We start from the raw sequence: 25,970 nt of genomic DNA on the forward strand, positions 1-25,970 counted from the left end.
TCCTTTTCTAAGTGGATAGCAAATCTGCTTCGGTTATAATCATACAATAGAACGCTTACATATTTTCGCGTGAATCATTTTTTGAATAAATGTCAACAAATTATTCAAGTATGGAAACGTTTTAAATTGCTCGTTATACTTTGGTTAAATCAAATAGAAATGTTAACGGAGGAAAAAAATGAGTGTAAATAGTGAACGAAAATGGTTTTCTGAGAGTCGATATGGTTTATTTATTCATTTCGGATTGTATTCAGTGGCAGGAAGACATGAATGGGTCCAGACTTTAGAAGAAATCAGTGTAGCAGATTACCAAAAATATCTGGATCAATTCGATCCTGATTTATTAGATCCACATGAATGGGCTCAAAAAGCCAAAGAAGCAGGTTTTAAGTATGTCATTATTACAGCAAAACATCATGATGGCTTTTGTTTATGGCATACGAAAGAAACAGAATATCATATAGGAAAAACACCATATCAGAGAGATTTGTTAGGAGAATTGATTGAAGCATTTCGTCAAGTTGGAATCAAGATCGGTCTTTATTATTCTCTATTAGACTGGCATCATCCAGATTTCTTAGTAGATGGCTATCATCCAATGAGAAATAATCCAACCTATATCGAACAACATCCTGGCAACATGGAAAATTATCGCCAATTTATGGCGAATCAAGTCAGAGAATTATTGACAAGTTACGGTACGATTGACTATCTATGGTTTGATTTTTCTTATAAAAGCAGAGATTGGGGGACTTCGGTCGGTAAAGGGGCGCAAGATTGGGGTAGTGTTGAATTAGAAAAAATGATCCATGAGATTCAACCCAATATTTTGATTAATGACCGGTTAGACTTACATCGTGGTGTACTTACCCCAGAACAATTTGCTAGAAGTAAGGCAATGGACAACGAAGAAGAGGTATGGGAAACCGTTCAAACCTTAAATAATAGTTGGGGTTACGATCGGGATAACCTTAATTTCAAAACGAGTGAAATGGTAGCGAAACAACTAGTGGATACTGTCTCCAAAGGTGGGAATTTCACGATGAATATTGGACCAAACGCACGAGGAGAGTGGGATGACAACAGCGATAGCATTTTAAGTTCTGTTGGTCAATGGCTACGAAAATATGGAAAAGCGATTTACGGTGCGGGGTTATCTAGTTTTACACCACCTCAAGATTGTCGATACACTCAAAAAGGAAATAAATTATATCTTCACATTTTTAGTTGGCCTTATCGAACGATTTTATTACCAGAATTAGGTGGGAAAGTGAAGTTTGCAAAACTACTCAATGATGGTTCCGAGATTCGTTTTGTCGATACGAAGCATTTAGGAGGAGAAAGAAAAGCGACAACTAATTTATACAAAGAGATTACTGAAGTTCATGTGAAGGAGGCGCTTGACCCGAGCATGTTGATGCTAAACATTCCGATTAAAGAACCAAATGAATTGATCCCAGTGATTGAATTAACACTAAAGGAGGAAGAAAAATGAGTATCGGCATTATTCTTGCAAGCCATGGCGAGTTCGCTTTAGGCGTAAAGCAAACGGGAGACATGATCTTTGGAGAACAAGAACAGGTAGATGTGTGTGTATTGATGCCTGAAAATAGTCCAGAAGAGTTTCGCCACCAAGTGGAACAGGTGTTAGCGAAGTATTCCGTTGATGATGAACTGTTGTGTTTAGTTGATCTATGGAGTGGGACACCTTTTAATCAGCTGAACCAGCTGAAAGAAGAAGGAAGCAGAAAAATCGAAATTGTTTCTGGTTTGAATATTCCGATGCTGCTTCAAGCTTATAGCGAACGCTTTAATCCTAAGGCTTCGCTGAATGAAATCGTTCAGACCATTTCGACCGTCGGTGTTCAAGGGATTAAAACGTCCCTTGGAAGCACCGCAGCGGATTTACCATCGAACACAGCAGAGACTGAGCCATCAGTTGTGGCTTCCGTTTCCAACAAAATGAGTGAATTGGGGATCAGCCATGTCCGATTGGATGAACGGTTGATCCATGGTCAAGTAGCGACACTTTGGTTAGGGAAAATGGGAACGACAAGAGTTATGATCGTTGATGATGGAGTGGTCAATGATCCAATTGCTAAGGCCTCTTTAAAAGCTGCTGTTCCAGGTGGTATCAAATTGAGTATATTGAAAACGGTTACCGCTGCGAAACGGTTAAAAGAAGGGATTTATCAAGATCAAAAAATCATGTTGCTTACCAAAAAGATTCAAACGATCTTTGATTTGATCGATGCGGGTGTACCAATTGAATCATTTAATTTAGGCAATGCCAGTTCGAGAGAAGGAACCCTTCAAATCAAAAAATCCGTCTTTTTAACCGAAGCAGAAATTGCGAAGATTTTAGAGTTGGAAAAAGCAGGAATAGTTGTGACGGCACAAATGGTACCAATGGAAGAAGAAAAACGATTTTCACAATTTTACGGAAAGTAGGGGGAACGAATGAATATAGAAATTTGGCAAATCATCGTATTATCACTGTTAGGATTTTATGTCATCATCGAAAATCTAGGGATCAATGTGATTGCTAACCAAGCACTGATCGTAGGTACCATTACAGGTTTAGTAATGGGGGATCTGACCACTGGATTGGCAGTAGGTGCGACATTGCAATTAATGGGATTGGGTATTCAAGCTTATGGAGGAGCAAGTGTCCCAGATTATATGACCGCTTCGATCGTGGGAACTGTTTTTGCGATTACGAGTGGAAGAGGTGTGGAATTTGGTATCGGATTAGCTGTACCAGTAGCATTGTTGATGATCCAGTTAGATATTTTTGCTCGTTTTTGCAATGTGTTCTTTCAAAAGAGAATCGATAAAAATATTCGTTTAGCTGATACTAAAAAAATAAGAATTTATCACTTGTTGGGAGCAATGAGTTGGGGATTATCACGAGGCGTTCCTATTTTTATCGTCTTTAGTTTTGGTGACCGAGTGATTCAAATTGTTTCAGATGTAATTCCAGAATGGTTGACTGGCGGGTTGGCAGTTGCAGGAGGCATGTTACCAGCAGTCGGTATCGCCATTTTATTAAGATTTTTACCAGTTAAAAATTTCATTACGTACTTGATGATTGGGTTTTTGGCAGTTGCTTACTTAAAGATGCCTATGTTTGGCGTGGCTTTATTAGGATTGGCTTTAGCCATTTTACAATTTAAGAATTTGATTGGAAAGCAAAACAATCTGACACAAGTGGCTCAAGCTGATGCAAATGGAAAAGGAGGATTAAGTGCTGATGAGTACGAAGATTAATCAAAAAGACCTAGATAAAGTAAGTATCAATTGGTTGTATGGTAGCCAATTGTCTTGGAACTATGAGCGAATGATGGGTGGGGGCTATTTGTACTCCATGTTACCGATCATCGAAAAACTCTACGGCGACGATGAAGAAACCAAGATTGCCATGATGAACATGCAAAGTCAATTTTTTAATACAACACCACATATGGGCGGTTTTATTTTGGGAATCGATATCGCTACTGAAGAAGCGGAAGGCAAACAATCAAAAGATACGGTGTCTAGTTTGAAAACTGGATTAATGGGTTCATTTGCTGGTGTCGGGGATACGATTTTTGGAGTATTGTTCCCAACTGTTTTTGGTTCAGTGGCTTCCTATTTAGCTCTACAAGGAAACGCGATCGGAGTTGCTGTTTGGGTATTAGTAAATCTGGCGATTTTAGTCTTTCGATTTTTCTCTGTAAGAATAGGTTATACTCAAGGCGTGAAATTAGTGACTAGTATGTCCGGACATTTGAATGCGTTGACCAATGCTGCTACTTTATTAGGGGTCACGGTGATTGGTGCCATGATTCCATCGGTGATCAATGCCCAAATTACTTGGACCTTTAAAACGGGAGATGTCGAACTTAACCTTCAAGAAACACTAGATCAGATCATGCCGATGATGATTCCAGCCCTTTTAGTGGGTGTCATTTATTGGTTGTTAGGCAAAAAATACTTTAATTCAACAAGAGCGATTTTAGCGATCATGGTGTTATCGATCTTATTAAGAGTATTCGGAATCATGTGATTTTCTAACTAAATGAGGAATAATCATAAAAAGGAGAGAGCCTTATGACACTCGCATTTTTTGAAGAATGTAAAAAATTAACTGAAACATTAGAGAAGTATGAAACAGAAAATATAACGAAAGCAGCCCAAATCGTAGCCGATGGAATTATGAACGGTGGGATTACGCAGGCTTTTGGTAGCGGACATTCCCATGCAGCAGCGCTAGAAATCAGTGGGCGTGCAGGTGGATTGATACCGTCAAAACTGATTTTAGATCCTGCGGGGGGCATGTACGAACAACATGCTGGTGTCGGACGAACGCTCATGCACAAAGTATCCATCCATCCCAATGATGTCTTTTTCCTGATTTCTAATTCTGGGAAAAACCCATGGCAATTGAAATGGCTGAGGAAATCAAAAAGCGTGGAAATAAATTGATCGTGGTCACGGCATTGGCTGCCTCTAAAGCATCCACTTCACGAAATGAAAGTGGAAAGTTATTGTATGAATTTGCGGATGTTGTTTTAGATAACCACTCTGTTTATGGTGATGCGGTATTACCTGTTGATGGATTAGAGACCAAAGTCTGCGGGACTTCGACATATGCGGCTACATTGTTACTCCAACAAACGATGTTAGAAGCCATTGAGCGAATGGTTGCTCAAGGTTTTGAACCGCCAGTTTATTTAAGTGCGAATATCGATGGGGGACACGAACGAAACCTAAAAATCGAAGACCAGTATGCAGAGAGAATTTTCCATATTTAGTTTCATGAACATATCAAATGATTGACTGAGAAAAAGCACATAAAAAAGAACGTTTAAGGTGGGGACAACCCAACGCTTAAACGTTCTTTTCCTATTTAGTCATCTAAACCAATCAAATAATCGTCATCTTGCATTGCTTCCACATGCCCTAAGAGGTAGCCATTTCCCACTTGTGAGAAGAAATCATGGTTGCTGGTACCGGTAGAGATACCGTTCATCACGATTGGATTGACATCATTCGCTGTATCTGGAAAAAGTGGATCCATTCCCAGGTTCATCAATGCTTTATTGGCATTGTAGCGCAAGAATGTTTTTACTTCTTCCGTCCAACCGATTGGATCATACAGTTCCTCGGTATAACGTTCTTCATTTTCGTACAATTCATATAATAAATTATACATCCAGTCTTTTAGCTGTTCTTGTGCTTCTTCTGATAGTTCATTGTAACCTAATTGGAATTTGTAGCCAATGTAAGTCCCATGAACAGATTCATCTCGAATAATCAATTTGATGATTTCTGCTACATTCGCTAACTTATTATTTCCTAAATAATAAAGAGGAGTATAAAAGCCGGAATAAAATAAGAATGTTTCTAAGAACACACTAGCGATTTTCTTTTCTAAAGCTGTGCCATTTTTGTAGATTTCATTGATACGTTCCGCTTTTTTTTGTAAATAAGGATTTGTATTCGTCCATTCAAAGATTTCTTCGATTTCTTTTTTTGTATTCAATGTACTAAAAATGGAAGAATAACTTTTTGCATGGACCGATTCCATAAATTGGATATTGTTCAATACAGCCTCTTCATGCGGCGTACGGACATCCTTACGCAGCTGATCCATTCCGCTTTCTGATTGGACAGTATCGAGTAAAGTCAGTCCACCGAAGACATGGCCAACCGTATCTTTTTCTAACTGTGACAGTGTCCGCCAGTCATCTAAATCATTAGACAAAGGAATACGGGTATCTAACCAAAATTGTTCAGTTAGTTTCTCCCACGTAGATTTATCAATGATATCTTCAATTTCATTCCAGTTTATTGCTTCATAGTAAGTTTCTGACATGAGAAATGCTCCTTTATTTAAATTACCTGTCTGTTCATTTTTTTTGCTTACTTGTTTTAGATGACACAACTTTCACATTGATTGCTGCCGATTTCTTCTGCATCATCAGTAAACGTCCGAACGTAATAAATTGATTTGATTCCTTTATGGAAAGCGTAGTGACGTAAGATATTCAAATCACGTGTTGTTTGTTTAGTCGTTGTTTTCCATTCATATAGACCTTCTGGGATTTCAGAACGCATAAATAGGGTTAAACTCATTCCTTGATCTACATGTTGTTGAGCAGTTGCGTAAATGTCAATGACTTTTCGCATGTCCATGTCATAAGCTGAAGTATAGTAAGGAATTGTTTCATTTGACAGATAAGGCGCTGGGTAATAGATTTTCCCGATTTTCTTTTCTTGACGCTCTTCGATCATGCGTGTAATCGGATGAATACTTGCACTAGTGTCATTGATATAAGAAATCGAACCATTCGGTGCTACAGCTAGACGATTTTGATGGTATAAACCATCGGTCATGATCGCTTGTTTTAAGTTTTCCCAATCTTCAGCAGTTGGAATAAAGATTCCTTCAAATAAAGCTTTTACTTTATCAGATTTTGGTTGGAATTCTCCAGTAACATATTTATCAAAATAGCTTCCATCTGCATAAGCAGATTTTTCAAAGTTATGGAAGACTTGTTTTCTTTCACGAGCAATCGTATTACTTTCAACTAATGTCCAGTAATTTAAAAGCATAAAGTAAATATTTGTGAAATCTAAGGATTCTTCAGAGCCATACGCCATTTGTTCCTTCGCAAAGAAAGTGTGTAAGCCCATTGCTCCTAGTCCGATCGTATGATTCAATTTGTTTCCATTTTGGATTGGAGGGACAACATCGATATCGGAAGCATCTGTGATGTAAGTCAATGCCCGTGTCATCGTACGCACAGACTGACCAAAATCAGGGCTGTCCATCAAGTTAACGATGTTAGTCGAACCGAGATTACATGAGATGTCCGTTCCTAATACTTCATATTCTTGTTTTCCATTGATAACAGAAGGTGTTTGAACTTGTAGGATTTCCGAACACAAGTTACTCATGATGATCTTTCCGTCAACTGGATTTTCACGATTAGCTGTATCAATATTGATGATATAAGGATAACCGGATTCTTGTTGTAATTTCGAAATTTCATTTTCAAGTTCACGTGCTTTGATTTTTTGTTTCCGAATATTAGGATTCGCTACTAAATGATCATACTCAGCAGTGATGTCGACATAAGAAAATGGCACGCCATATTCTTTTTCCACACTATAAGGACTGAAAAGATACATTTCTTCATTTTTACGAGCTAACTCGTAAAATTTATCAGGAACGATTACACCAAGTGAAAGTGTCTTTACTCGGATCTTTTCATCTGCATTTTCTTTCTTGGCAGAAAGAAAAGCAATGATATCTGGGTGGAAGACGTTCAAATAAACGACACCAGCACCTTGACGTTGACCTAATTGGTTTGAATAGCTAAAACTATCTTCAAATAATTTCATAACAGGGACAACACCACTTGCTGCTCCTTCATAACCTTTGATCGGTGCCCCCGCTTCACGTAGGTTTGAAAGAGTGATCCCAACACCACCACCGATACGTGATAGTTGTAAAGCAGAGTTGATCGAACGACCGATAGAGTTCATATCATCAGTTACTTGTGTCAAGAAACAAGAAACGAGTTCCCCACGACGTTTCCGACCGGCATTCAAGAAAGAAGGGGTAGCAGGTTGGTAACGTTGGTGGATCATTTCATCTGCTAAAGACAACGCTAATTGTTCATCACCATTAGCAAAATAAAGTGCGTTGAAAGCTACTCGATCTTCATAAGATTCAAGATAAGCAGTACCATCATTCGTTTTTAACGCATATTGTGAATAAAATTTGTAGGCAGCCATAAATGATTTAAAGGTAAAGTGTTGTTCTGCTAAAAATTGATAAAGTGATTCAATAAATTCAGCAGAGTACAGTTGGATAAATTCTGACTCTAAATAGTCGTTTTCAATCAAATAATTGATTTTATCCATTGCTGTTGCAAACGTCATCGTGTTTGGTTTGACATTTTCTTCAAAAAAAGCGGTTAGCGCTTCTTTATCTTTATTTAGCGGGATCTGACCATTTACTGGTCGATTGATTTCATTGTTTAATTTAAAGTAACTAACATCTTTTAACTGCTTAAGACTCATAAGTACGCCCAACCTTCATTCCATATTTTGATAGTGAATATTGTTTCGTGCTGTAAAAAAGGATTTGGGGAGTTTACGGCAAAAACAAGTGCCTCAATTCCATCAAATCCAATTCTACGTTCTTTTCCATTTCGATTGACTGGTGACTAACTAGCAAGTTTGCGAAGTTGATCTGGTCGAAACCCGATCACCGTTTGTGCATCTGACGTAATGACAGGAACACTTTGGAATCCTTGAGCTTTTAACCATTCAATTGCATCTGGTTGTTCGTCGATATTAACTTCTTCAAAATCGATTTGGTTGTCAGTTAAAAAGCGTTTGACCATCTTGCATTGCATACAATTATTTTTAGAAAATATTTTGACATTCATGTGTATTGCCTCCTCCACAGCTCTTGTTTATCTATAATGAATAGTATAAAACTATTAGTAAAAAAGTCAAACAACAAACACTACATCTTGTGTTGTGGAAACTGTGGAATACTATGTTTTGTGGTTTTTGAAAAACAGCTGAAAACAAGTAACAGGGGAAAAAATACTTGTTTTAGTACAGTGAAGGTTGTGGAAAAATCCCCGAAAAGATTTTTTTATCTCCTTATTAAATGGTTAAATGAAAGTTCGCTCATAAAATCACAACGTTCGTTGACTTTATCAAGTAACGAGAGTATTCTTATTGAGAATGATTCTCAATGTATGTTGATAAATGAAGTAAATAATAGGGAAAAAAAATAGAAAGAACTATCATGATGTTTTTCACAAGAAGGAGATGAAAATCGATTTATGAATTTGAATGCTACTTTATCTTTAGATGCCACTGTCCCTTTAGAAGAAGCGAAGCTAAATCTTGTTTACCAAATTGAAAAATTGCAAACGAGTGAAGCAGTCAAAAAACATTTGCAAAATCTCGGTATAATCGTTGGAAGTAAACTCGTTGTTATCAATCGATCAGGAAGTAATGGAATCGTCCTGCTAAAAAATAATCGGATCGCGATCGATCGAGAGTTGTTTAAACAAATTTTAGTGAAAAAGAACGAACTTTCTAAGGATAACTGGACTTCATTAGATCAACTGACTGTTGGAGAACGAGGAATCGTTGTAGGGATACATGGAAAAGGCGCTGTTAAACGGCGTTTGATGGATATGGGTGTAACGAAAAATGTTCCTTTGACCGTAAGAAAATTAGCACCACTAGGAGACCCGTTAGAAATTACCTTGCGAGGGTATGAGTTAACGCTTCGTAAAGAAGAAGCAATGTTGATCCTTGTGCAAAAAGAGGTGTAAAAAATGAAGGTAGCTTTAGTCGGTAACCCTAATAGTGGAAAGAGTAGTTTATTCAATGCCTTAACTGGTGCTAAACAATACGTAGGGAATTGGCCAGGGGTAACGGTGGAAAAAAAAGAAGGAAAAATGAAGAAGAATCCGATAATCAAGATTCAAGATTTACCTGGAATCTATTCCCTGTCACCTTATACACCTGAAGAAGTAATTGCGAGAGATTATTTGACCAACGAATGTCCTGATCTGATCATCAATATTGTCGATGCCACAAATTTAGAAAGAAATCTTTATCTGACTTCACAATTATTAGATCTAGGAATCCCCATCATTATCGGACTGAATATGATGGATATCATTAAAAAAAATGGCAAAAAAATCAATGTCGAAAAATTAAGTTATGGTTTAGGCATATCTGTGATTCCTATCAGTGTATTGAAAAAAGAAGGATTGGATAAACTCACGAAGAAAATCATTGATGCCTCCAAGCAGCCAAAAGAACAGAAGGTATCCTTACTAACTAATTATGACGATCGACTAGAAGCTGCAATCCATGAAATCGAAGAGATATTAGGAAAAGATCAGCCTTTTCAACGCTGGTCTGCCATCAAATATTTTGAGCGTGATCCACAGTTATGGGAAAAACAAACAATAACGACAAAACAAGAAAAAGAAATTGAGCAGCTGATTCGTCTGACAGAGAGACTATTTGATGAAGATAGCGAAACAATAGTTATTAATGAACGATATGAATGGCTAACGCAACTTACTGAACTTTGTGTCGTGTCTACGGATTCATTTCGCTTGTCCATCAGTGATAAAATCGATCGAATCGTTACTAATCGCTGGTTCGCTTTACCAATTTTTGCTTTTGTCATGTGGCTGATCTATTATTTAGCGATTCAAACAATCGGAACAATGGGAACTGATTGGATCAATGACACGTTATTTGGCAGCTGGTTGCCACAACACGTCGAACAGGTACTGGTCAACTGGCAAGTGGCACAGTGGATGCAACAATTGATCCTCAATGGAATCATAGCAGGGGTAGGCGCAGTGTTGGGCTTTCTACCTCAGCTGATCGTCTTGTTCTTGTGTTTAAGTTTCTTGGAAGATTGTGGCTACATGTCACGGATCGCTTTTGTGATGGATCGTTTATTTCGGAAATTTGGTTTGTCAGGAAAATCGTTTATTCCTATGTTGATTGCTACAGGTTGTGGCGTTCCAGGGGTGATGGCTAGCCGAACCATTGAAAATGAGCAAGATCGGCGCTTGACGATTATGGTCACGACGTTTATGCCATGTTCTGCTAAATTACCAATCATTGCTTTGATTGCAGGAGCTTTTTTCCCCCATACTTCTTGGGTAGCACCCTCTGCTTATTTTCTAGGTATGTCTTCCATCGTTTTATCAGGGATCATGTTGAAGAAGACGAAGTTATTTGCTGGCGATACCGCACCATTTATTATGGAACTACCAGCGTATCATTTTCCACAAGGAACAACGATTTTACGCCAAACCTATGACCGCAGTAAATCATTCGTCAAAAAAGCAGGAACGATCATCTTTGTTTCAAGTATTTTGATTTGGTTTACTTCTTCGTATAACTTTTTTGGTCAACCTGTTACAGAAGATCAAAGTATTCTAGCAAGTGTTGGACGGATTGTGGCTCCTCTTTTCCAACCACTAGGATGGGGGAATTGGCAAGGAACAGTAGCTACGATCACTGGATTAGTGGCCAAAGAAAATGTCATTGGGACTTTTGGTATTTTGTTTGGGCACAAAGAAGTAGCGGAAAATGGTCGAGAGATTTGGCAAGCATTACAAGGTACGTATACTTCCGCTGCTGCTTATTCCTTGTTGTCGTTCAATCTGCTTTGTGCCCCTTGTTTTGCAGCAATCGGTGCGATCCATCGTGAAATGAATTCAAGGAAATGGACACTGATCGCAGTTGGTTATCAATGTGGGTTTGCTTACTTGGTAAGCTTCATGATTTATCAGTTCGCTCATTTATTAGAAGGCGGCTCTATCGTATTTTCGACTTATTTAGCAGGTATGGTCCTGATTGGATTAGGTTACGCTTTATTGAAAAAGCAGCAGAAGAAACAAGAAATTTTGACGTTATCATTAGAAGGTGGAAATTAAATGGCGACTTTTTTATTAAGTGTATTGATCTTTGGCAGTGCTGGTTATATTATATTTTCACGTATCAAATCAGGAAAAACGTGTGATGACTGTAAAAGTGCTTGCCCAGTAAAGAAAATCTAACGGATGTGAGATGATAAAAACAACGAGTGATGATCGAAAAACAGTTCATCGTTCGTTGTTTTTTTGAGTGGTTGATTCTGCTTCTTTTGATTTTTCTCCAAGGAACAGACTTAAAACCTTTTTAAGATTTTTTGCTTATTTTGATTTCCCATAGTAAGATGTAACTGAAAAAGAGAAGGAAGAGGAGAATAAATGGCAGGAAAGAAAAAAATTGTTCGTCCAAGATACCAACAAATCGCAGTTGATCTGGCTGAACGAATCGTGGAAAACCGTTATCAGGTAGGGGAGAAGATCCATGCGAGATCCACTTTAGCAAGTACATATAATGCTTCTCCTGAAACTACAAGAAAAGCAATCAATGTGCTAGTTGATCTAGGGATCATGGAGGTTCGCCATGGCAGTGGGGCATTCGTTGCCTCAAAAGAGAAAGCCAAAGATTTTTTATTGCAATACCAAGATGTTCAATCGATCCAAGAAACAAAAGCTGAAATTATGGCAAGTGTAGAAAAGCAACAAGAAGAATTGGATCATTTTTCACAATTATTAGATCAATTAGTCAGTCAAACGAAACGGATACATAAGATGAATCCTTTATTGCCATTTGAATTAACGTTGACGAAAGAAGCGACCCATCTTGACCGCTCCATCAGCGAGTTGAATATTTGGCAAGCAACAGGAGCGACAGTGATTGCGATTTCCCATAAAGAAGAGTTGCTCGTTTCACCTGGACCGTATGCTAAATTCACAGCGGGTGACACTGTACATTTCATTGGAAACGAATTTACCTTACAAAGAATGACTAATTTCTTCTATCCAGAAAACTAGTCCTTCAATTATTTTTTATCATCAAATTTTAATCTTGAATAAGCCTAACCGCTAGGGCTTTATTCAAGTTTTTTTTATTTTGGAAGCAAACAAAAAAGTCTCCTTTTTGACAAAGTGACTACACGATGTTAGTATAGTGTGGTCACTTTTTTCAGAAAGTAAAATGAATTTACATAAACATAAAAAAGGAGAAATTTGTTTGGTAAAGGTAGAAGTAAAAAATTTAACAAAAATATTTGGTAAAAAGACACAAATAGCTTTAGAAATGATGAAGAATCATCAACCGAAGACAGATATATTGAAAAAAACCGGCGCAACGGTCGGTGTTTACGATGCTAGCTTTGATGTTCAAGAAGGCGAAATATTCGTTATCATGGGTCTTTCCGGTAGTGGGAAATCAACCTTGATTCGATTATTGAATCGTTTGATCGAACCAACAGCAGGAAACATCTATATCGATGGAGAAGACATCTCAAAATTGAGTAAAGAAGAACTTCGTGAAGTTCGTCGTCACAAGATCAATATGGTTTTCCAAAACTTTGGGTTATTTCCACATCGTACGATCTTAGAAAATACGGAATATGGTTTAGAAGTTCGAGGAGTTCCGAAAGAAGAACGCCAACAAAAAGCAGAACAAGCACTTGAAAACTCAAGTTTGCTTTCATTTAAAGATCAATATCCAAATCAATTATCTGGTGGGATGCAACAACGTGTGGGGCTAGCTCGAGCATTAGCCAACGATCCAGAGATTTTATTGATGGATGAAGCTTTTTCTGCTCTTGATCCGTTGATTCGCCGTGAAATGCAAGATGAACTACTCGAATTACAATCAAATGTCCAAAAAACAATCATTTTCATCACCCATGATCTAAACGAAGCGTTGCGAATCGGTGACCGTATTGCATTGATGAAAGATGGTGAAATCATGCAAATCGGCACAGGGGAAGAAATCTTAACGAATCCTGCTAACGATTATGTTCGAGAATTTGTGGAGGAAGTGGATCGCTCCAAAGTCTTAACAGCTCAAAATATCATGGTTCCAGCGTTGACTACCAATATTGAATCAGATGGTCCGAATGTTGCATTGACTCGAATGCGCAACGAAGAAGTAAGTATGTTGATGGCAGTCGATAGAAAACGAAACTTAAAAGGAATCATTACAGCTGATCAAGCGCTAGAAGCCAGACGCCAAAAACGGCCGTTAATTGATTTCTTAGATGAAAATGTCACTGTCATTGGGAAAGACATGATTGTCAGTGATATCTTCAATATTATTTATGATTCACCTACGCCACTAGCAGTCGTTGACAACGGTAAACTTAAAGGGGTTGTCATTCGAGGAAGTGTGATTGAAGCATTAGCAGAATCAGGTGAGGTGAATGAACATGAATAATTTATTAAACTATCAATTACCCGTAGCAGATTGGGTTGAAAAATTGACAGAATGGTTTACGACTACGTTTGCAGGATTATTTGCTTTTCTACAAACGATCGGGCAAGCAGTGATGTCTGGGATCACTAATTTATTATTAGTTATTCCAGCACCAGTGTTCATCCTTTTATTAACAGTCGTTGCATTCTTTATCTCTAAGAAACGTCCAGGACTGACCTTGTTTACGTTGATCGGTCTATGGTTTATTTACAATCAAGGGTTATGGTCTGATTTGATGAATACTGTGACACTTGTCTTATTGTCTAGTATGATCTCCATCATTATTGGTGTACCATTAGGAATCTTAATGGCAAAAAGCAGCAAAGCGCAAAGTATCATCAAACCGATCCTTGACTTTATGCAAACTATGCCAGGATTTGTTTACTTGATCCCAGCAGTTGCATTCTTTGGGATTGGGATGGTTCCAGGGGTATTCGCCTCAGTTATCTTTGCGTTACCACCAACTGTTCGTTTCACAAATCTAGGTATTCGCCAAGTACCAAAAGAATTGGTGGAAGCATCTGATTCATTTGGTAGTACCAGTTGGCAAAAACTGTTCAAGTTAGAATTGCCATTGGCTAAAAGTACGATCATGGCGGGGATCAACCAAACCACCATGTTGTCACTTTCAATGGTCGTGATTGCTTCAATGATTGGAGCGCCAGGATTAGGTCGTGGCGTCTTGTCAGCATTACAACGTGCACAAGTCGGAAATGGATTTGTTAACGGGGTAGCTTTAGTTATCTTGGCGATCATCATTGACCGTTTTACGCAACATTTGAATCAACCAAATAATAAAAAAGCGACAGGTGCGAACAAACAAAAAAGTAAAAAACGCCAAGGAATCATTATTGGAGCTGTAGTGGTTGTGATTTTAGGTGCCATTGGCTTAGGTAGTTTAGCTAATAACAAAGAAACAAAAAAAATCAATCTTTCATATGTAGAATGGGATACTGAAGTAGCTTCAACGAATGTAGTTGCTGAAGTACTTAAAGGAATGGGCTATGATGTGTCGATCACACCATTAGATAATTCCATCATGTGGGAATCTGTTTCTAAAGGAGAATCAGATGGGATGGTAGCTGCTTGGTTACCAAAAACCCATGGTTCTCAATATGCACAGTACAAAGACCAAATAAATGATCTAGGTGCTAATTTAACTGGTGCTAAAGTTGGCTTAGCTGTTCCAAGCTATATGGATGTCAACTCGATTGAAGAATTAACCAATCAAGCAGGTAAGAAAATCACCGGTATTGAACCTGGTGCCGGAGTCGTCAATGCTGCTGAAAATACAATCAAGCAATATGACAACTTAAAAGATTGGACCGTAGAAACTTCTTCTTCAGGTGCGATGACAGTGGCATTAGGTCAAGCCATCAAAAAGAAAGAACCAATCGTTATTACTGGTTGGACTCCACATTGGATGTTTGCTAAATATGACTTGAAGTATCTTGAAGATCCTAAAAAAGCTATGGGAAGTGCTGAAGAAATCCATACGATCGTCCGCAAAGGATTAAAAGAAGACCAACCAGAAGCATATAAGGTCTTAGATAATTTCCACTGGTCAGAAAAAGATATGGAAAAAGTCATGTTAGAAATCAATAACGGAAAAGATCCACAACAAGCAGCGCAAGACTGGATCAAAGAAAATCAAAAAACAGTCGATAGCTGGAAAGAATAATGTTTAGGTAACTGATCACGAAAAGTTCGATCAAACTCTAGTAAATCATAATGAAGCGTTCTGAAAATAGTCTTTACTATTTTTGGAACGCTTCATTTTTTGTACCAATATATTAGAAGTTTTTGTGCAAGACAGCTAGTATTGAGGTGTTCGTTCAATTTTTTGTAAATATTTGAATAATGTTATGATGCTTCAACACTTCAAAACAAACCGAAGTATCTGAGAAGCATTTTGCTCATTGTATTTTTCAGTACATGTTTGTTTTTGGTTATATATGGTTTTCGTCTACATTTCGTCGACTTAACTCAGGCATCTTCGCTGTCAGTTGACTCCTTGCAAAATCTAAATCATTAAGCCAGTCTTTAATCTGTTCTTTTGCTAGGATTAAGGGCATGCGATCATGAACGGGAAGCACTGATTGACTTGGTTGAGTGGTCAAAATGATTGATTCGGTTTCAAATCCAGCTTCATTTTTATGGATTCGATAAAAACCACCGACATAAAGGACGGACGTTTGACTGTCAGTGAACATTACTTTGTGTTTATCAGAATCCCATTCATAAAAACCCGACATTGGGAAAACACAACGAGTCTCTTTGAAAGGGTGAGAGAATGTCTTTTTTTCTTCCACAGTTTCTGCTCGAGCATTGATCATTAGCTGTCCTTTTTTAAAACCGGTAAAGCCCCAACGAGTGATACCTGGCACAACAACGGATTCTTGATTAAGACCTAATGTTACTACATGGTTCGATGGAAAAATTTCATTTTTTCCAATGTGGATTTGCCGACTTTCCGCCTGTGGCTTTACTTGTTCATAATATTTTTTCAGCTCATCGGATGCTAAATCAAAAAAATAACGTCCACACATAATTTTTTCCTCCAATTACTAGTTGATAAAACGATCCAATAGTTAGTTAATGGTTGGCAAAAGGCTGTCTCATCAACTAAATAGGATCCCAAGGTGTACGAACTTCTTTGGTAATACGTCAAAAGGGCTAGACTTACTTTGTTTCATTGAAACTTTAATTAGATTGTAACGATAAATGCTTTATTAGTAAAGTGAACGCTATCATTTAGTTGCGATGAAGAGATCTGTTAGAGGAAGCAATGTGGTTTAATTAATTGACGGTTTGGCGGAGTTCATTCATTCGTAGTTTTCCCCCGGACAATACTAAGTGATCAATCAAAAAAATATATCCGAAAAACAAAAAATGTCATCACGTACACTCTTTTCGAAACTACCGAAGTAGCCAAGAATGTACTGATGACGTGGGTTTGGCACCCAATGGGCCGTGAGGGGCTCGAACCCGCGACCCGCTGATTAAGAGTCAGCTGCTCTACCAACTGAGCTAACGGCCCAATAAATTTATGAAATATTTACTGAATATTACTTAATAATAGTAGCACTGTAGATTTTAAAATGCAAGACTAGCTTAAAAAAAATCATAAAAAACTTTACGTCTTTATAGAAATTCATTCATAGTTTATTCACAAATGCTCAGTATGATATAACCATACCAACCAACAAAAGTTCTTGCAAAAGAACGAACCCTAACACTTTTTCATTTTTACTCCTTCCCGCCATTTTTAATGGCGGGTCTCCTATTTTAGTAGGTAAAACCATGCAAATGATCCACTTCCTCAAATCCTGCTGCGATCCCTTTTTGTTCCAAAAGCGTTTCATTATTTTTTTGTAACGTTACATAGATTTCTGTACTGGCTTTTTCACGAATCACTCGATTCATCAATCCTTTGTGAGGCGCCATTAATAGATGTCCGTCTTTTTGCAGGACTGCCAGTGTTAATTTAAGCTGTTGTTGTTTGATCGTGATAACTAAATAGTCTTTTTCTTGGACGATCGATAAAATTTTAGCTCCGTAGTAAGTAGCAAAGCGATATTCTTCGCTCTGGATCTGCAAAACTGCGATGATTCCCAAAAAACGTCCACCAAGAAATGGAATTTCTGCTGCAGAAAAGAAAAAACGTGCATCGGACGTCTCAAATTGATTACACTGGGCCCATACATAAGTTGCAGGAAAAGAAGAGCCCCAATCTTTTTCTATATAACCAATCCCCTGATCAAAATCAATGGGTTGATCATTCCAGACTAATTCTCCCTGTAGTGAATGTTTCATGCTTAATATCCCATGGTAACATTCCATAAAAGCGAAATAAGAAAAAGGGCCCATGATACTAGGAGCATAGTAGGTCCGATGGATAGGTGTAAAATCGCCATAATCAATCGTTCCATGAATCGACAGATTGCCATTGGTTAACGAAAGAGAAATACCCTTTTCACTAAAGATATTTTCACCAATTTTTATGAATAAATGTTCTTTTTCGATAAAGAGTTGCGCACTATCAAAATAAAAAATCTCGGAATGTTCATGACTGATTACTTGTATAAAGGGAGACTTTTCGCCATTTTCCGCAATCGAATAGCCAGGAATGAAAGCATAAACGTTATTTCCGATTTGATGTTTAAAATACCATCCTTCAAAAAAAGGGTGGGTTTTGTTTTCTCCTTGAAAAAATTTATCTGTTGGAATCATCTTTATTTCCCTCCATTCACTCTTATTCAGTGTACCATGCCGAATGGACTGAAGGTTTCAAATAAGCTTAGAAGTAAGCAAGTTACTATCCGTAGGTCTTAAGGAATCAGAAAAGTAAGAAAAAATAGCAAACAAAGAACCAAGATATCTATTTAAGGAGGGAAAGATTGTTTTATTTTAGGTATTCGCAAGTAAAATTGTTTTATTTTCTCGAGAAATTTATTATAATTGAATTACCTAGTTAAAAAAACTAGATTGGATGTTTTTAATAACTCTAATAAGATGTTTGTGAAAACAACAAAGGAGAACAAGCAATGGAAAAAATGCGACAACAATTAATTGAATGGGGAAAAGAACTGGAAAATTATCATTTACCTCAGTGGGATGAACTTCCTGATTTAGAACTTTATATGGATCAGGTCAGAACGTTAGTTGATCGCTATCTTTCTCCTGTTATCCGAGGTGAGAAACATCCATTGTTGACCTCTTCAATGGTAAATAACTATGTGAAATTAGGGCTAGTTCCAGCGCCCATCAAAAAACGATACAACAAAGAGCATGTTGCATTTTTAATTGCAATTACATCATTGAAGCAAGTTCTAACGATTCCGGAAATTAAAGAAGGAATCCTCTTTCAAGGGAAAACGGTTGGTATCCGTGAAGCCTACAATCTATTTTGTCACGAACAAGAAAAAGCCATCAAAATGGTTAGCCAATTGGCTCAAGGAGAAGTCTATCCACAGATATTGGAGCAAGAGATACCCGTAGAATATATCGCAGTTCGATCGGCGACCTTGTCATTTGCGATGAAATTGTTGGCAGAAAAAACGATTAGTCTAGAAACTGAGTATTTAATTGAGGAGAAAAAAAATGAAAAATAAAGTGGCGATTTTAGTAGACTCTGGGACAGACGTTCCACAAGAGCTAATTGAAAAATATCAAATGTATGTGATTCCATTAAAGATTATTTATAAAGATCGAGTATATACTGATAAAGTTGATATTACTCCGGAAGAAATCTATCAAAGATTACCTCAAGAGATTCCAGGAACATCTTTACCTGATGGCGAAACAATTACCAAAATTTTTGAACAGATCAAACAGGACGGCTATGAAAAAATCTTAGCAGTAACAATCTCAAGTGGATTAAGTGGTACGTATAACATCGTTCGGTTGATTGCCCAACAACAAGAAGAATTGGAAGCGTATGTACTAGATACTAAGAACATTGGGATCGGAGCAGGCTTTTCAGCAATTCAAGCAGCTAAATGGTTAGAAGAAGGAATGGAATGGTCATTATTGATTGAAAGACTCAATGAATTAGTCAAACAGACCAAAGTATTCTTTAACGTGGCAACCCTTGAATATTTACAAAAAGGGGGAAGGATTGGGTTAGTTGCTTCTATATTAGGAACGGCTTTAAAATTAAATCCAATCATTTCTTGTAATGATGAAGGCATTTACTATACAGTGGGCAAAGCAAGAGGTCGTAAAAAAAGTCTAGATCGAACTGTTTCCTATGTGAAAGAACGAGTTGGAACAGCTAAAGTCTTTAACTTAGCCGTTGCGCATGGAGACGCCAAAGAAGAAGCAACTGAGATGATGGCTAGATTGAAAGAAGAATTTCCACAAGCGCAACAAATCTATTTTGGTCAAATATCCCCTGCACTTGTTGTTCATACAGGTCCTGGTTTGTTAGGCGTCGGGGTTCAAGTATTAGAAAAGTAATCAGAAAAATAGCTATTCAACAAAGTCAAACAGCTTAAAATAGCAAAGAAGAGGTTGAAATAAAAGTGTTTAGCATCGAGAAATAAGAAGGGATTTTCGGAAATTGAAAAGAAGTATAAATACTAGTGTTGCTGTTAATTGTTATCTACTTGGCACTTCCCAAATTATTGGTTAATTTCGGCTTATTTCCGAAGATGCTGCTTTTGTCTCACCGTTTATTCGTTTTTAGAGATACTAGAAGAGACTGAGGCAAGTTTTGCCTTAGTCTCTTTTTGATCGTTTTTGATCGTTTAGCTAAGAATGACTCTGAGCGATAGGAAAGATAAAAATCAACATCTTACAACTTAAACAAAAAAAGATAAATATTATATAGCTTAAGTAGCGATGTATTTGGCAGCGTAAAATGTTATAATACGAACTATTAATAAAAAGAGGTGGTATAAATGAAAAAAGTAGGATTTGTAATGGTTATTTCAGCTTTTCTTCTTGTTGGTTGTGGCACAAAAGGAAATAAAGCAGAAGAATCAAAGGCTGCTTCATCCAGTGAAACTCAAACAATGACTAACTCTTCAAGTTCAGCCAAACAAGCATCATCACAAACCCAATCTACTACGACTAACTCCCAGTCTGTCGCGAAAAATACGAATACTACGCAAAATGAAACAACGAGCGCATCAACGACAATCAGCAGCACCACCGAAACAATGGTCACTCCCAATCCGCTAAGTGGCTATACAAACGACCAAATTGAATATGCCCGTGTCTGGTTAGCGGTTATGGGTACACATTACAAAACCGATTTAGCCAGTGGGAATTTTAAACTTCATGTGTCACATTCAGCTGCTGGAGCAGCAGTCAATCCTTATGATAGCACGAGTTTGACTTTTCCAACTGAAACGGTCACTCTTTCAGGAGAATATGGTTATCAAAGTTTAGTTGTTTATTCAAGCAATCATAACGGTACGATCACTTGTTATCCTGTTCCGAGTCATTTTCAAGGTGATCCAAGAGATCAAGCAGCAGTGAAAAAGCAGGAACAAGAAATCCTTGATCAAGCAACGATTGTTTCGATCCCGACTGGCAATCCTGAAGATGTCAAAGAATTAATTACGGTACAAGTTGTAGATAACTGATGAATACCGTCGTTTTCTATAAAAAATAAAATAGCCCTATCAATCAGTAAAACGAATCGAAAAATTGCTATTTTTTGATTCGTTTATTTTTTGTCACCAAAAACAAATAAAGGATAAACAAAATGAGGATTCAAGTGAGAAGTGTATGTTTTCTGTAAGGCTTTTTTTACAAAGATGAAACATCTTGGAAAATACGTTATAATGGGAGAGTATGACAATAATAAAAAAGAGGTGGCTCTTTAATGAAAAAGATTTTAGTTGTCGATGACGAAAAGCCGATTTCGGATATCGTCAAATTCAATTTAGCCAAGGAAGGCTATGATGTTTATACTGCATATGACGGGGAAGAAGCCTTAGAAAAAGTCACTGAGGTGGAACCTGATTTGATCTTGCTAGATTTGATGTTACCAAAAATGGATGGCTTAGAAGTCGCGCGTGAAGTACGGAAAACCTACGACATGCCGATCATTATGGTGACTGCAAAAGATTCTGAAATCGATAAGGTATTAGGACTGGAATTAGGTGCTGATGATTACGTGACGAAGCCTTTTTCTAATCGTGAACTAGTGGCTCGAGTGAAAGCCAATCTTCGTCGTGGCGCAACTGCTACCAAAGAAGTAGAAGAAATTGCCCCTTCTGAACTCGTGATTGGTGACCTGACGATTCATCCGGATGCTTATATGGTAACAAAACGAGGCGAAACAATTGAATTAACGCATCGTGAATTTGAATTGCTTTTTTACTTAGCAAAACACATCGGACAAGTGATGACACGAGAGCATTTGCTGCAAACCGTGTGGGGCTATGATTACTTTGGTGATGTGCGAACTGTAGATGTAACCGTGAGACGTCTACGCGAAAAAATTGAAGATAATCCAAGTCATCCTAATTATTTAGTGACACGGCGAGGTGTTGGTTACTATTTACGTAACCAGGAACAGGAGTAATTGATGAAAGGAAAAGTGCGATTTTTTCGATCAGTCAATTTCAAAATTGCGATCACGTTTATTTTGATCTTATTGATTTCGATTGAGATTATTGGTGCCTACTTTATCCGAGGGTTAGAGCGTTCAACAATCAATACATTTATCAAAGATATGAATCAAACAGTTGAATCTTTAGCGACCACGATCAGTCCCGAATTAAATCGTAAAGACAACGCAGACATTGAAGAAGTCAATGCCAATATCAAACGATTCATTGAAAACAATGCCTCGAGTGACATTTTAGAGATTCGAGTTATTGATGAAAAAGGGATTATACGTGGGACAACGGATGTTAGTGATCAAAGCTCAATCGGTAAGAAAAACGATTATGTAGATATCAATGATTTCACAACAAAAAGGTATGTCGCATTAGATAGTGACGATAAGCGAGTGAATATCAATATTCAACCGATCCTGTCCCCGACCGGCGATGCCGTTATCGGGGCTCTTTACGTCAAAAGTAATATTGAGCAAAAATATTCTGAAATCAATAATACTGCGATTATATTCTTCACAGCTTCGTTGATCGCAGCCCTGATCTCCATGGTCGTATCAGTCTTAGTCGCACGGTCGATCACTCAGCCAATTGGCGAGATGCGAGAGCAAGCGATTAGGATTGCTCGGGGAGATTATAGTCGTAAAGTTAAAGTCCATGGACAAGATGAATTAGGGCAACTGGCGGATACATTCAACCAGCTGGCTGAAAGAATCGAAGAAGCTCAAGACACGATGGAAGCGGAAAGGAATCGTTTAGATAGCGTCCTGTCACATATGACAGATGGTGTCATTGCGACCGATCGAAGAGGTAAAGTCATTACGATCAACGATATGGCTGTTTCTTTATTGGATGTCAAAAATGAAGATGCAATCGGTCAGTCGATTTTGACTTTGTTAGATATTGAAGAAGAATATACATTACGTAAACTGCTAGAAGACCCAAATGAAATGGTACTTGATCGTTCAACTGGATTAATGGAAAGCGACCAAATGATTTTACGAGTAGATTTCTCCATGATCCGCAGAGAATCAGGTTTTATTAGTGGATTGGTAGCCGTATTGCATGATGTAACAGAACAAGAAAAAACAGAAAGAGAACGTCGTGAATTTGTCTCGAACGTGTCTCATGAACTTCGCACACCGTTGACAAGTATGCGTAGTTATATTGAAGCTTTAAGTGAGGGAGCTTGGAAAGATGAAGAAGTTGCTCCTAATTTCCTAAAAGTAACGTTAGATGAAACAGATCGAATGATCCGCATGATCAATGACCTGTTGAATCTTTCGCGAATGGATACAGGAAATACACAATTACAGTTAGAGTACGTCAATTTTAATGAATTAGTCAATTTTGTTCTTGACCGCTTTGATATGATGGTGGGTAACCAAGAAAAGAACTATACGATTAAACGGGAATTTACCCAAAGAGATCTTTGGGTAGAGATTGATACCGATAAAGTAATCCAAGTGATTGATAATATTATGAATAATGCGATCAAATATTCTCCAGACGGTGGAATGATCACATGTCGTTTGTTGGAAACACACAATAATGTGATTTTAAGTATTACTGACCAAGGACTTGGGATTCCTAAAAAAGATTTGAATCGGGTATTTGAACGATTTTACCGCGTGGATAAAGCGCGTGCGAGAGCCCAAGGTGGAACGGGGTTAGGATTGGCTATCTCTAGAGAAGTAGTCAAAGCCCACCGTGGCGCAATCTGGGCAGAGAGTAAAGAAGGAAAAGGATCAACCTTCTATATCTCGTTGCCATATGAACCATATGAGGAGGAATGGTGGGAATGAAAATTTCTGAAAAAGTTATTCGAATAGGATTACTCCTAATGATTGCTTTAAGTATCTACCTCTCATATGCCATTTGGCTAAGTCCAGCAGGTAAAACCTCGGTTAATTTTGACGAATCCAATTCACAGATGATCGATTCACAAAACTACCGAAAAGCATCTGAAGTTTTTCTTCCATTACATGTGACTTGGTTGCATTCAGGACAAATAAAGGAAACAAATAGTGAAAATCTTGTTTCTCGCCTCCAAACAGTCATCGAGGGCGCTCGATTTGGCAGAGTAACAGAAATCGTCAATGGCGATAAAGAGAAATTTGACAAGTTAAAAACTATTCAAGAAGGCATTGAGCTTACTTATAATGCGCCGCTGCTACTTAGTGAGTATAAAGAAGCCTTTCATCTAAGTTTGGATTTTTCAGCGCTTCCTAATCGGACAGATTCTATTTACTTTATGCGTATCCAGTTTGATAAAAATGAGAACAAAGTGCGATTCCTTGATTTTGAGACGGATTCCATTTACGAATCGAATCTTTCAGTTGATTGGAAAGAGTTGGAAAAAGAATTAAAGGCAACCGATAGTACGTGGACAGAGATGGAAAAAACGCCTTCGATTGTTGAGACACAATATGAAACGAAAGATAAAATCAAATTAAAAAAATATAGTTATATCCTGTCACAACAACCATATACTTTGTTTAGAAATGCCTTTTTCCAAAAACCAGATGAGGTCAAAACAAATAATGAGAGCAATGAACTGCTTTTTTATGATGGAAATGAGACGATGAGGATCCATTCAGAAACACAAATCGTTGATTTTCGGGGAGAAATCGGACAAGACAACGTCACAGCGAATATTTTCTCACAAAGTTTTCCATATATTAGTAAATTAGGCAATTCATTAGGAAATATGCGTTATTTTGATCGAGAGAACAATCAGATCGATTATCGAATATTTGTAGAAGGATTTCCTGTATTTGGTTCAGACAGTAAAGGGAAAGTTGAGATTGAAATTGGAGCGGATCAAGTAGATTCACAAGTGAAGATCCAAACCAGCTTGAATACGATCCAAGTACCGATTCCATCTGATGAAGAAGTTGAATTGCCACAAACAGAAAAAGTCATCCAGAGTCTTTTGGATAAAGGGGCAGACAAAGAAAAAATCGAGTCGTTGATTGTTGGCTACACGTGGCAAAATATCAAGGAAACGAATCGAGTCGTCGATTTATTACCTGAGTGGTATGTAAAATACCAAGGTCAATGGTACGCTGTCAATGATTTGCTTGGACGATTACCTGAAACGGAGGCGAATTAAATGGATTTCAAAAAAATTGAATGGATTTTTTTCGTTGCTTTTTTAGGGTTAAATGTTTTTTTATTTAGAAGTTATCAAGAAACGATCAGTCAAGAAAATAATGTGATCCGATCAGGACAAACCGAATCCATTCAACAACGACTTTCTAGTGATGACATTTCTTATACTGGTAAAATCTCTTCAGAAAGTAGACAAGGGTATTATTTAAGTGCGGAGGAAACGGACCTTAGTAAGGAACTGGACAGTCAACGTCATGGGACAAGTAAAAAAGGACTGTTGAGTAGTGGGATTGTTTTCAATGACAATGTTTTAACAAAAACTTTATCTGAGACAGAATCAGAAAATAGTATTTTTGATCCTGATAAAATGGGAAGTTCAGTGAATAGCTTTTTAAACAAAAAAAACAATGTACTCTTTGGTAGCGATTATGTTTATATGAAGAATTTTTCTGATCTAGACAGTGCAACGCCGGAAGTACAAGCGAGTCAGAAATATGATGGTCTACCTTTTTATGATGACACAGCTAAAATTGTGTTTTCACTGAATAAACAAGATAAAAGTTATGCTGTCACGAAGTACACGCAGACACATTTATCCGATATTGAACAATTACGGGAAAAAACAGAATTACACACAGAAGAAGATGCAATCAAAACATTGTATGTAAATAATAAGATTTCTCGAGGTTCAAAAATCCTTTGGAGGCAGCTTGCTTACTCTTGTATTTTGAAAGTGCGAGAAAAGAATGTGTATGTTCCAGTCTGGTATGTGGCGATAGAAACACCTGATAAATCGATCCAAGTAGAGTCGGTCAATGCATTTAGTAATACGATTGTAACAAATAATACGATTCCAAAGGTGGAAGATCATTAAAAAAGTAGTATAATGAAAAAAGTTTACAAAGT

Annotated in this window: 24 protein-coding genes and 1 tRNA gene; 19 read left to right on the top strand and 6 right to left on the bottom strand. The window is 37.6% G+C overall.

Features of this window, described 5'->3' with window-relative positions; genetic code table 11:
- The first annotated feature begins 178 nt into the window (after positions 1–178).
- From IGK91_RS01970 to IGK91_RS01995, 6 genes are read left to right on the top strand one after another with little or no spacing between them, the layout of a single operon-like run.
- A complete protein-coding gene (locus tag IGK91_RS01970) occupies positions 179–1,495 on the top strand; it encodes an alpha-L-fucosidase (RefSeq protein ID WP_010738450.1) in 1,317 nt (438 codons plus the stop codon).
- Positions 1,492–2,451 carry a PTS mannose/fructose/sorbose transporter subunit IIAB gene (locus IGK91_RS01975; protein WP_010720072.1) on the top strand — a complete coding sequence of 320 codons (960 nt, stop codon included), beginning with the start codon at positions 1,492–1,494 and terminating at the stop codon, positions 2,449–2,451. The genes IGK91_RS01970 and IGK91_RS01975 overlap by 4 nt, the downstream gene beginning before the upstream one ends.
- A gap of 9 nt (positions 2,452–2,460) precedes the next feature.
- Entirely contained in the window at positions 2,461–3,270 is an 810-nt protein-coding gene (locus tag IGK91_RS01980) for a PTS mannose/fructose/sorbose/N-acetylgalactosamine transporter subunit IIC (protein ID WP_010720071.1), read from the top strand.
- Entirely contained in the window at positions 3,254–4,048 is a 795-nt protein-coding gene (locus IGK91_RS01985) for a PTS system mannose/fructose/sorbose family transporter subunit IID (protein WP_010720070.1), read from the top strand. The genes IGK91_RS01980 and IGK91_RS01985 overlap by 17 nt, the downstream gene beginning before the upstream one ends.
- A 44-nt stretch (positions 4,049–4,092) precedes the next feature.
- Positions 4,093–4,467, top strand: a complete 375-nt coding sequence (locus tag IGK91_RS01990; protein ID WP_228012198.1) for an SIS domain-containing protein — start codon at positions 4,093–4,095, stop codon at positions 4,465–4,467.
- Positions 4,419–4,796, top strand: coding sequence for a sugar isomerase domain-containing protein (locus tag IGK91_RS01995; protein ID WP_240187606.1), 378 nt, complete (start codon positions 4,419–4,421; stop codon positions 4,794–4,796). The genes IGK91_RS01990 and IGK91_RS01995 overlap by 49 nt, the downstream gene beginning before the upstream one ends.
- Positions 4,797–4,891: 95 nt before the next feature.
- On the opposite strand, the gene nrdF is transcribed toward IGK91_RS01995, so the two are convergent.
- The 3 genes from nrdF to nrdH form a co-directional block, all read right to left on the bottom strand.
- Positions 4,892–5,860 (bottom strand): class 1b ribonucleoside-diphosphate reductase subunit beta, encoded by a 969-nt coding sequence (gene nrdF, locus IGK91_RS02000; RefSeq protein WP_010738448.1) that lies wholly within the window; start codon positions 5,858–5,860, stop codon positions 4,892–4,894.
- Between the two features lie 56 nt (positions 5,861–5,916).
- On the bottom strand, positions 5,917–8,076 hold the full coding sequence (gene nrdE / locus IGK91_RS02005) for a class 1b ribonucleoside-diphosphate reductase subunit alpha (RefSeq protein ID WP_010720067.1): 2,160 nt from the start codon (positions 8,074–8,076) through the stop codon (positions 5,917–5,919).
- A 146-nt stretch (positions 8,077–8,222) separates the two neighbouring features.
- Positions 8,223–8,447, bottom strand: coding sequence for a glutaredoxin-like protein NrdH (gene nrdH / locus IGK91_RS02010; protein ID WP_010738447.1), 225 nt, complete (start codon positions 8,445–8,447; stop codon positions 8,223–8,225).
- Positions 8,448–8,855: 408 nt separating this feature from the next.
- On the opposite strand from nrdH, the gene IGK91_RS02015 reads away from it, so the two are divergent.
- From IGK91_RS02015 to IGK91_RS02040, 6 genes are all read left to right on the top strand, one after another.
- A complete protein-coding gene (locus tag IGK91_RS02015; RefSeq protein WP_010720065.1) occupies positions 8,856–9,356 on the top strand; it encodes a FeoA family protein in 501 nt (166 codons plus the stop codon).
- A gap of 3 nt (positions 9,357–9,359) precedes the next feature.
- On the top strand, positions 9,360–11,495 hold the full coding sequence (feoB, locus tag IGK91_RS02020) for a ferrous iron transport protein B (protein ID WP_081122939.1): 2,136 nt from the start codon (positions 9,360–9,362) through the stop codon (positions 11,493–11,495).
- A complete protein-coding gene (locus IGK91_RS02025; RefSeq protein WP_010738445.1) occupies positions 11,496–11,618 on the top strand; it encodes a hypothetical protein in 123 nt (40 codons plus the stop codon).
- A gap of 192 nt (positions 11,619–11,810) precedes the next feature.
- Entirely contained in the window at positions 11,811–12,443 is a 633-nt protein-coding gene (locus IGK91_RS02030; protein ID WP_010720062.1) for a GntR family transcriptional regulator, read from the top strand.
- A 199-nt stretch (positions 12,444–12,642) separates the two neighbouring features.
- Entirely contained in the window at positions 12,643–13,836 is a 1,194-nt protein-coding gene (locus IGK91_RS02035; RefSeq protein WP_181934179.1) for a quaternary amine ABC transporter ATP-binding protein, read from the top strand.
- Positions 13,829–15,556, top strand: a complete 1,728-nt coding sequence (locus IGK91_RS02040) for an ABC transporter permease/substrate binding protein (protein ID WP_010720060.1) — start codon at positions 13,829–13,831, stop codon at positions 15,554–15,556. The genes IGK91_RS02035 and IGK91_RS02040 overlap by 8 nt, the downstream gene beginning before the upstream one ends.
- 268 nt (positions 15,557–15,824) lie before the next feature.
- On the opposite strand, the gene IGK91_RS02045 is transcribed toward IGK91_RS02040, so the two are convergent.
- The 3 genes from IGK91_RS02045 to IGK91_RS02055 form a co-directional block, all read right to left on the bottom strand.
- Entirely contained in the window at positions 15,825–16,424 is a 600-nt protein-coding gene (locus tag IGK91_RS02045) for an SOS response-associated peptidase (protein ID WP_010738444.1), read from the bottom strand.
- Between the two features lie 418 nt (positions 16,425–16,842).
- Positions 16,843–16,915 (bottom strand) — tRNA-Lys (locus tag IGK91_RS02050).
- 248 nt (positions 16,916–17,163) lie between these two features.
- A complete protein-coding gene (locus IGK91_RS02055) occupies positions 17,164–18,108 on the bottom strand; it encodes a tocopherol cyclase family protein (protein WP_081122941.1) in 945 nt (314 codons plus the stop codon).
- Between the two features lie 314 nt (positions 18,109–18,422).
- On the opposite strand from IGK91_RS02055, the gene IGK91_RS02060 reads away from it, so the two are divergent.
- From IGK91_RS02060 to IGK91_RS02090, 7 genes are all read left to right on the top strand, one after another.
- A complete protein-coding gene (locus IGK91_RS02060) occupies positions 18,423–18,989 on the top strand; it encodes a DUF1836 domain-containing protein (protein ID WP_010720056.1) in 567 nt (188 codons plus the stop codon).
- Positions 18,979–19,836 carry a DegV family protein gene (locus IGK91_RS02065; RefSeq protein WP_010738442.1) on the top strand — a complete coding sequence of 286 codons (858 nt, stop codon included), beginning with the start codon at positions 18,979–18,981 and terminating at the stop codon, positions 19,834–19,836. The genes IGK91_RS02060 and IGK91_RS02065 overlap by 11 nt, the downstream gene beginning before the upstream one ends.
- Before the next feature lie 443 nt (positions 19,837–20,279).
- Complete coding sequence (locus tag IGK91_RS02070; RefSeq protein WP_010738441.1) at positions 20,280–20,969, top strand: hypothetical protein; 690 nt, start codon at positions 20,280–20,282, stop codon at positions 20,967–20,969.
- Positions 20,970–21,211: 242 nt separating this feature from the next.
- A complete protein-coding gene (gene yycF, locus IGK91_RS02075; RefSeq protein ID WP_010720053.1) occupies positions 21,212–21,916 on the top strand; it encodes a response regulator YycF in 705 nt (234 codons plus the stop codon).
- A 3-nt stretch (positions 21,917–21,919) separates the two neighbouring features.
- Complete coding sequence (gene walK, locus IGK91_RS02080; RefSeq protein WP_010738440.1) at positions 21,920–23,755, top strand: cell wall metabolism sensor histidine kinase WalK; 1,836 nt, start codon at positions 21,920–21,922, stop codon at positions 23,753–23,755.
- Positions 23,752–25,065: a YycH family regulatory protein gene (locus IGK91_RS02085; RefSeq protein WP_010720051.1), complete on the top strand. Its 1,314-nt coding sequence runs from the start codon at positions 23,752–23,754 to the stop codon at positions 25,063–25,065. Before walK ends, IGK91_RS02085 begins: the two co-directional genes overlap by 4 nt.
- Positions 25,066–25,938: a two-component system regulatory protein YycI gene (locus tag IGK91_RS02090; protein ID WP_010720050.1), complete on the top strand. Its 873-nt coding sequence runs from the start codon at positions 25,066–25,068 to the stop codon at positions 25,936–25,938.
- Positions 25,939–25,970 lie beyond the last annotated feature (32 nt).

The sequence above is a fragment of the Enterococcus sp. DIV1208 genome, from assembly GCF_050530455.1.
GTDB lineage: Bacteria > Bacillota > Bacilli > Lactobacillales > Enterococcaceae > Enterococcus_B > Enterococcus_B hirae.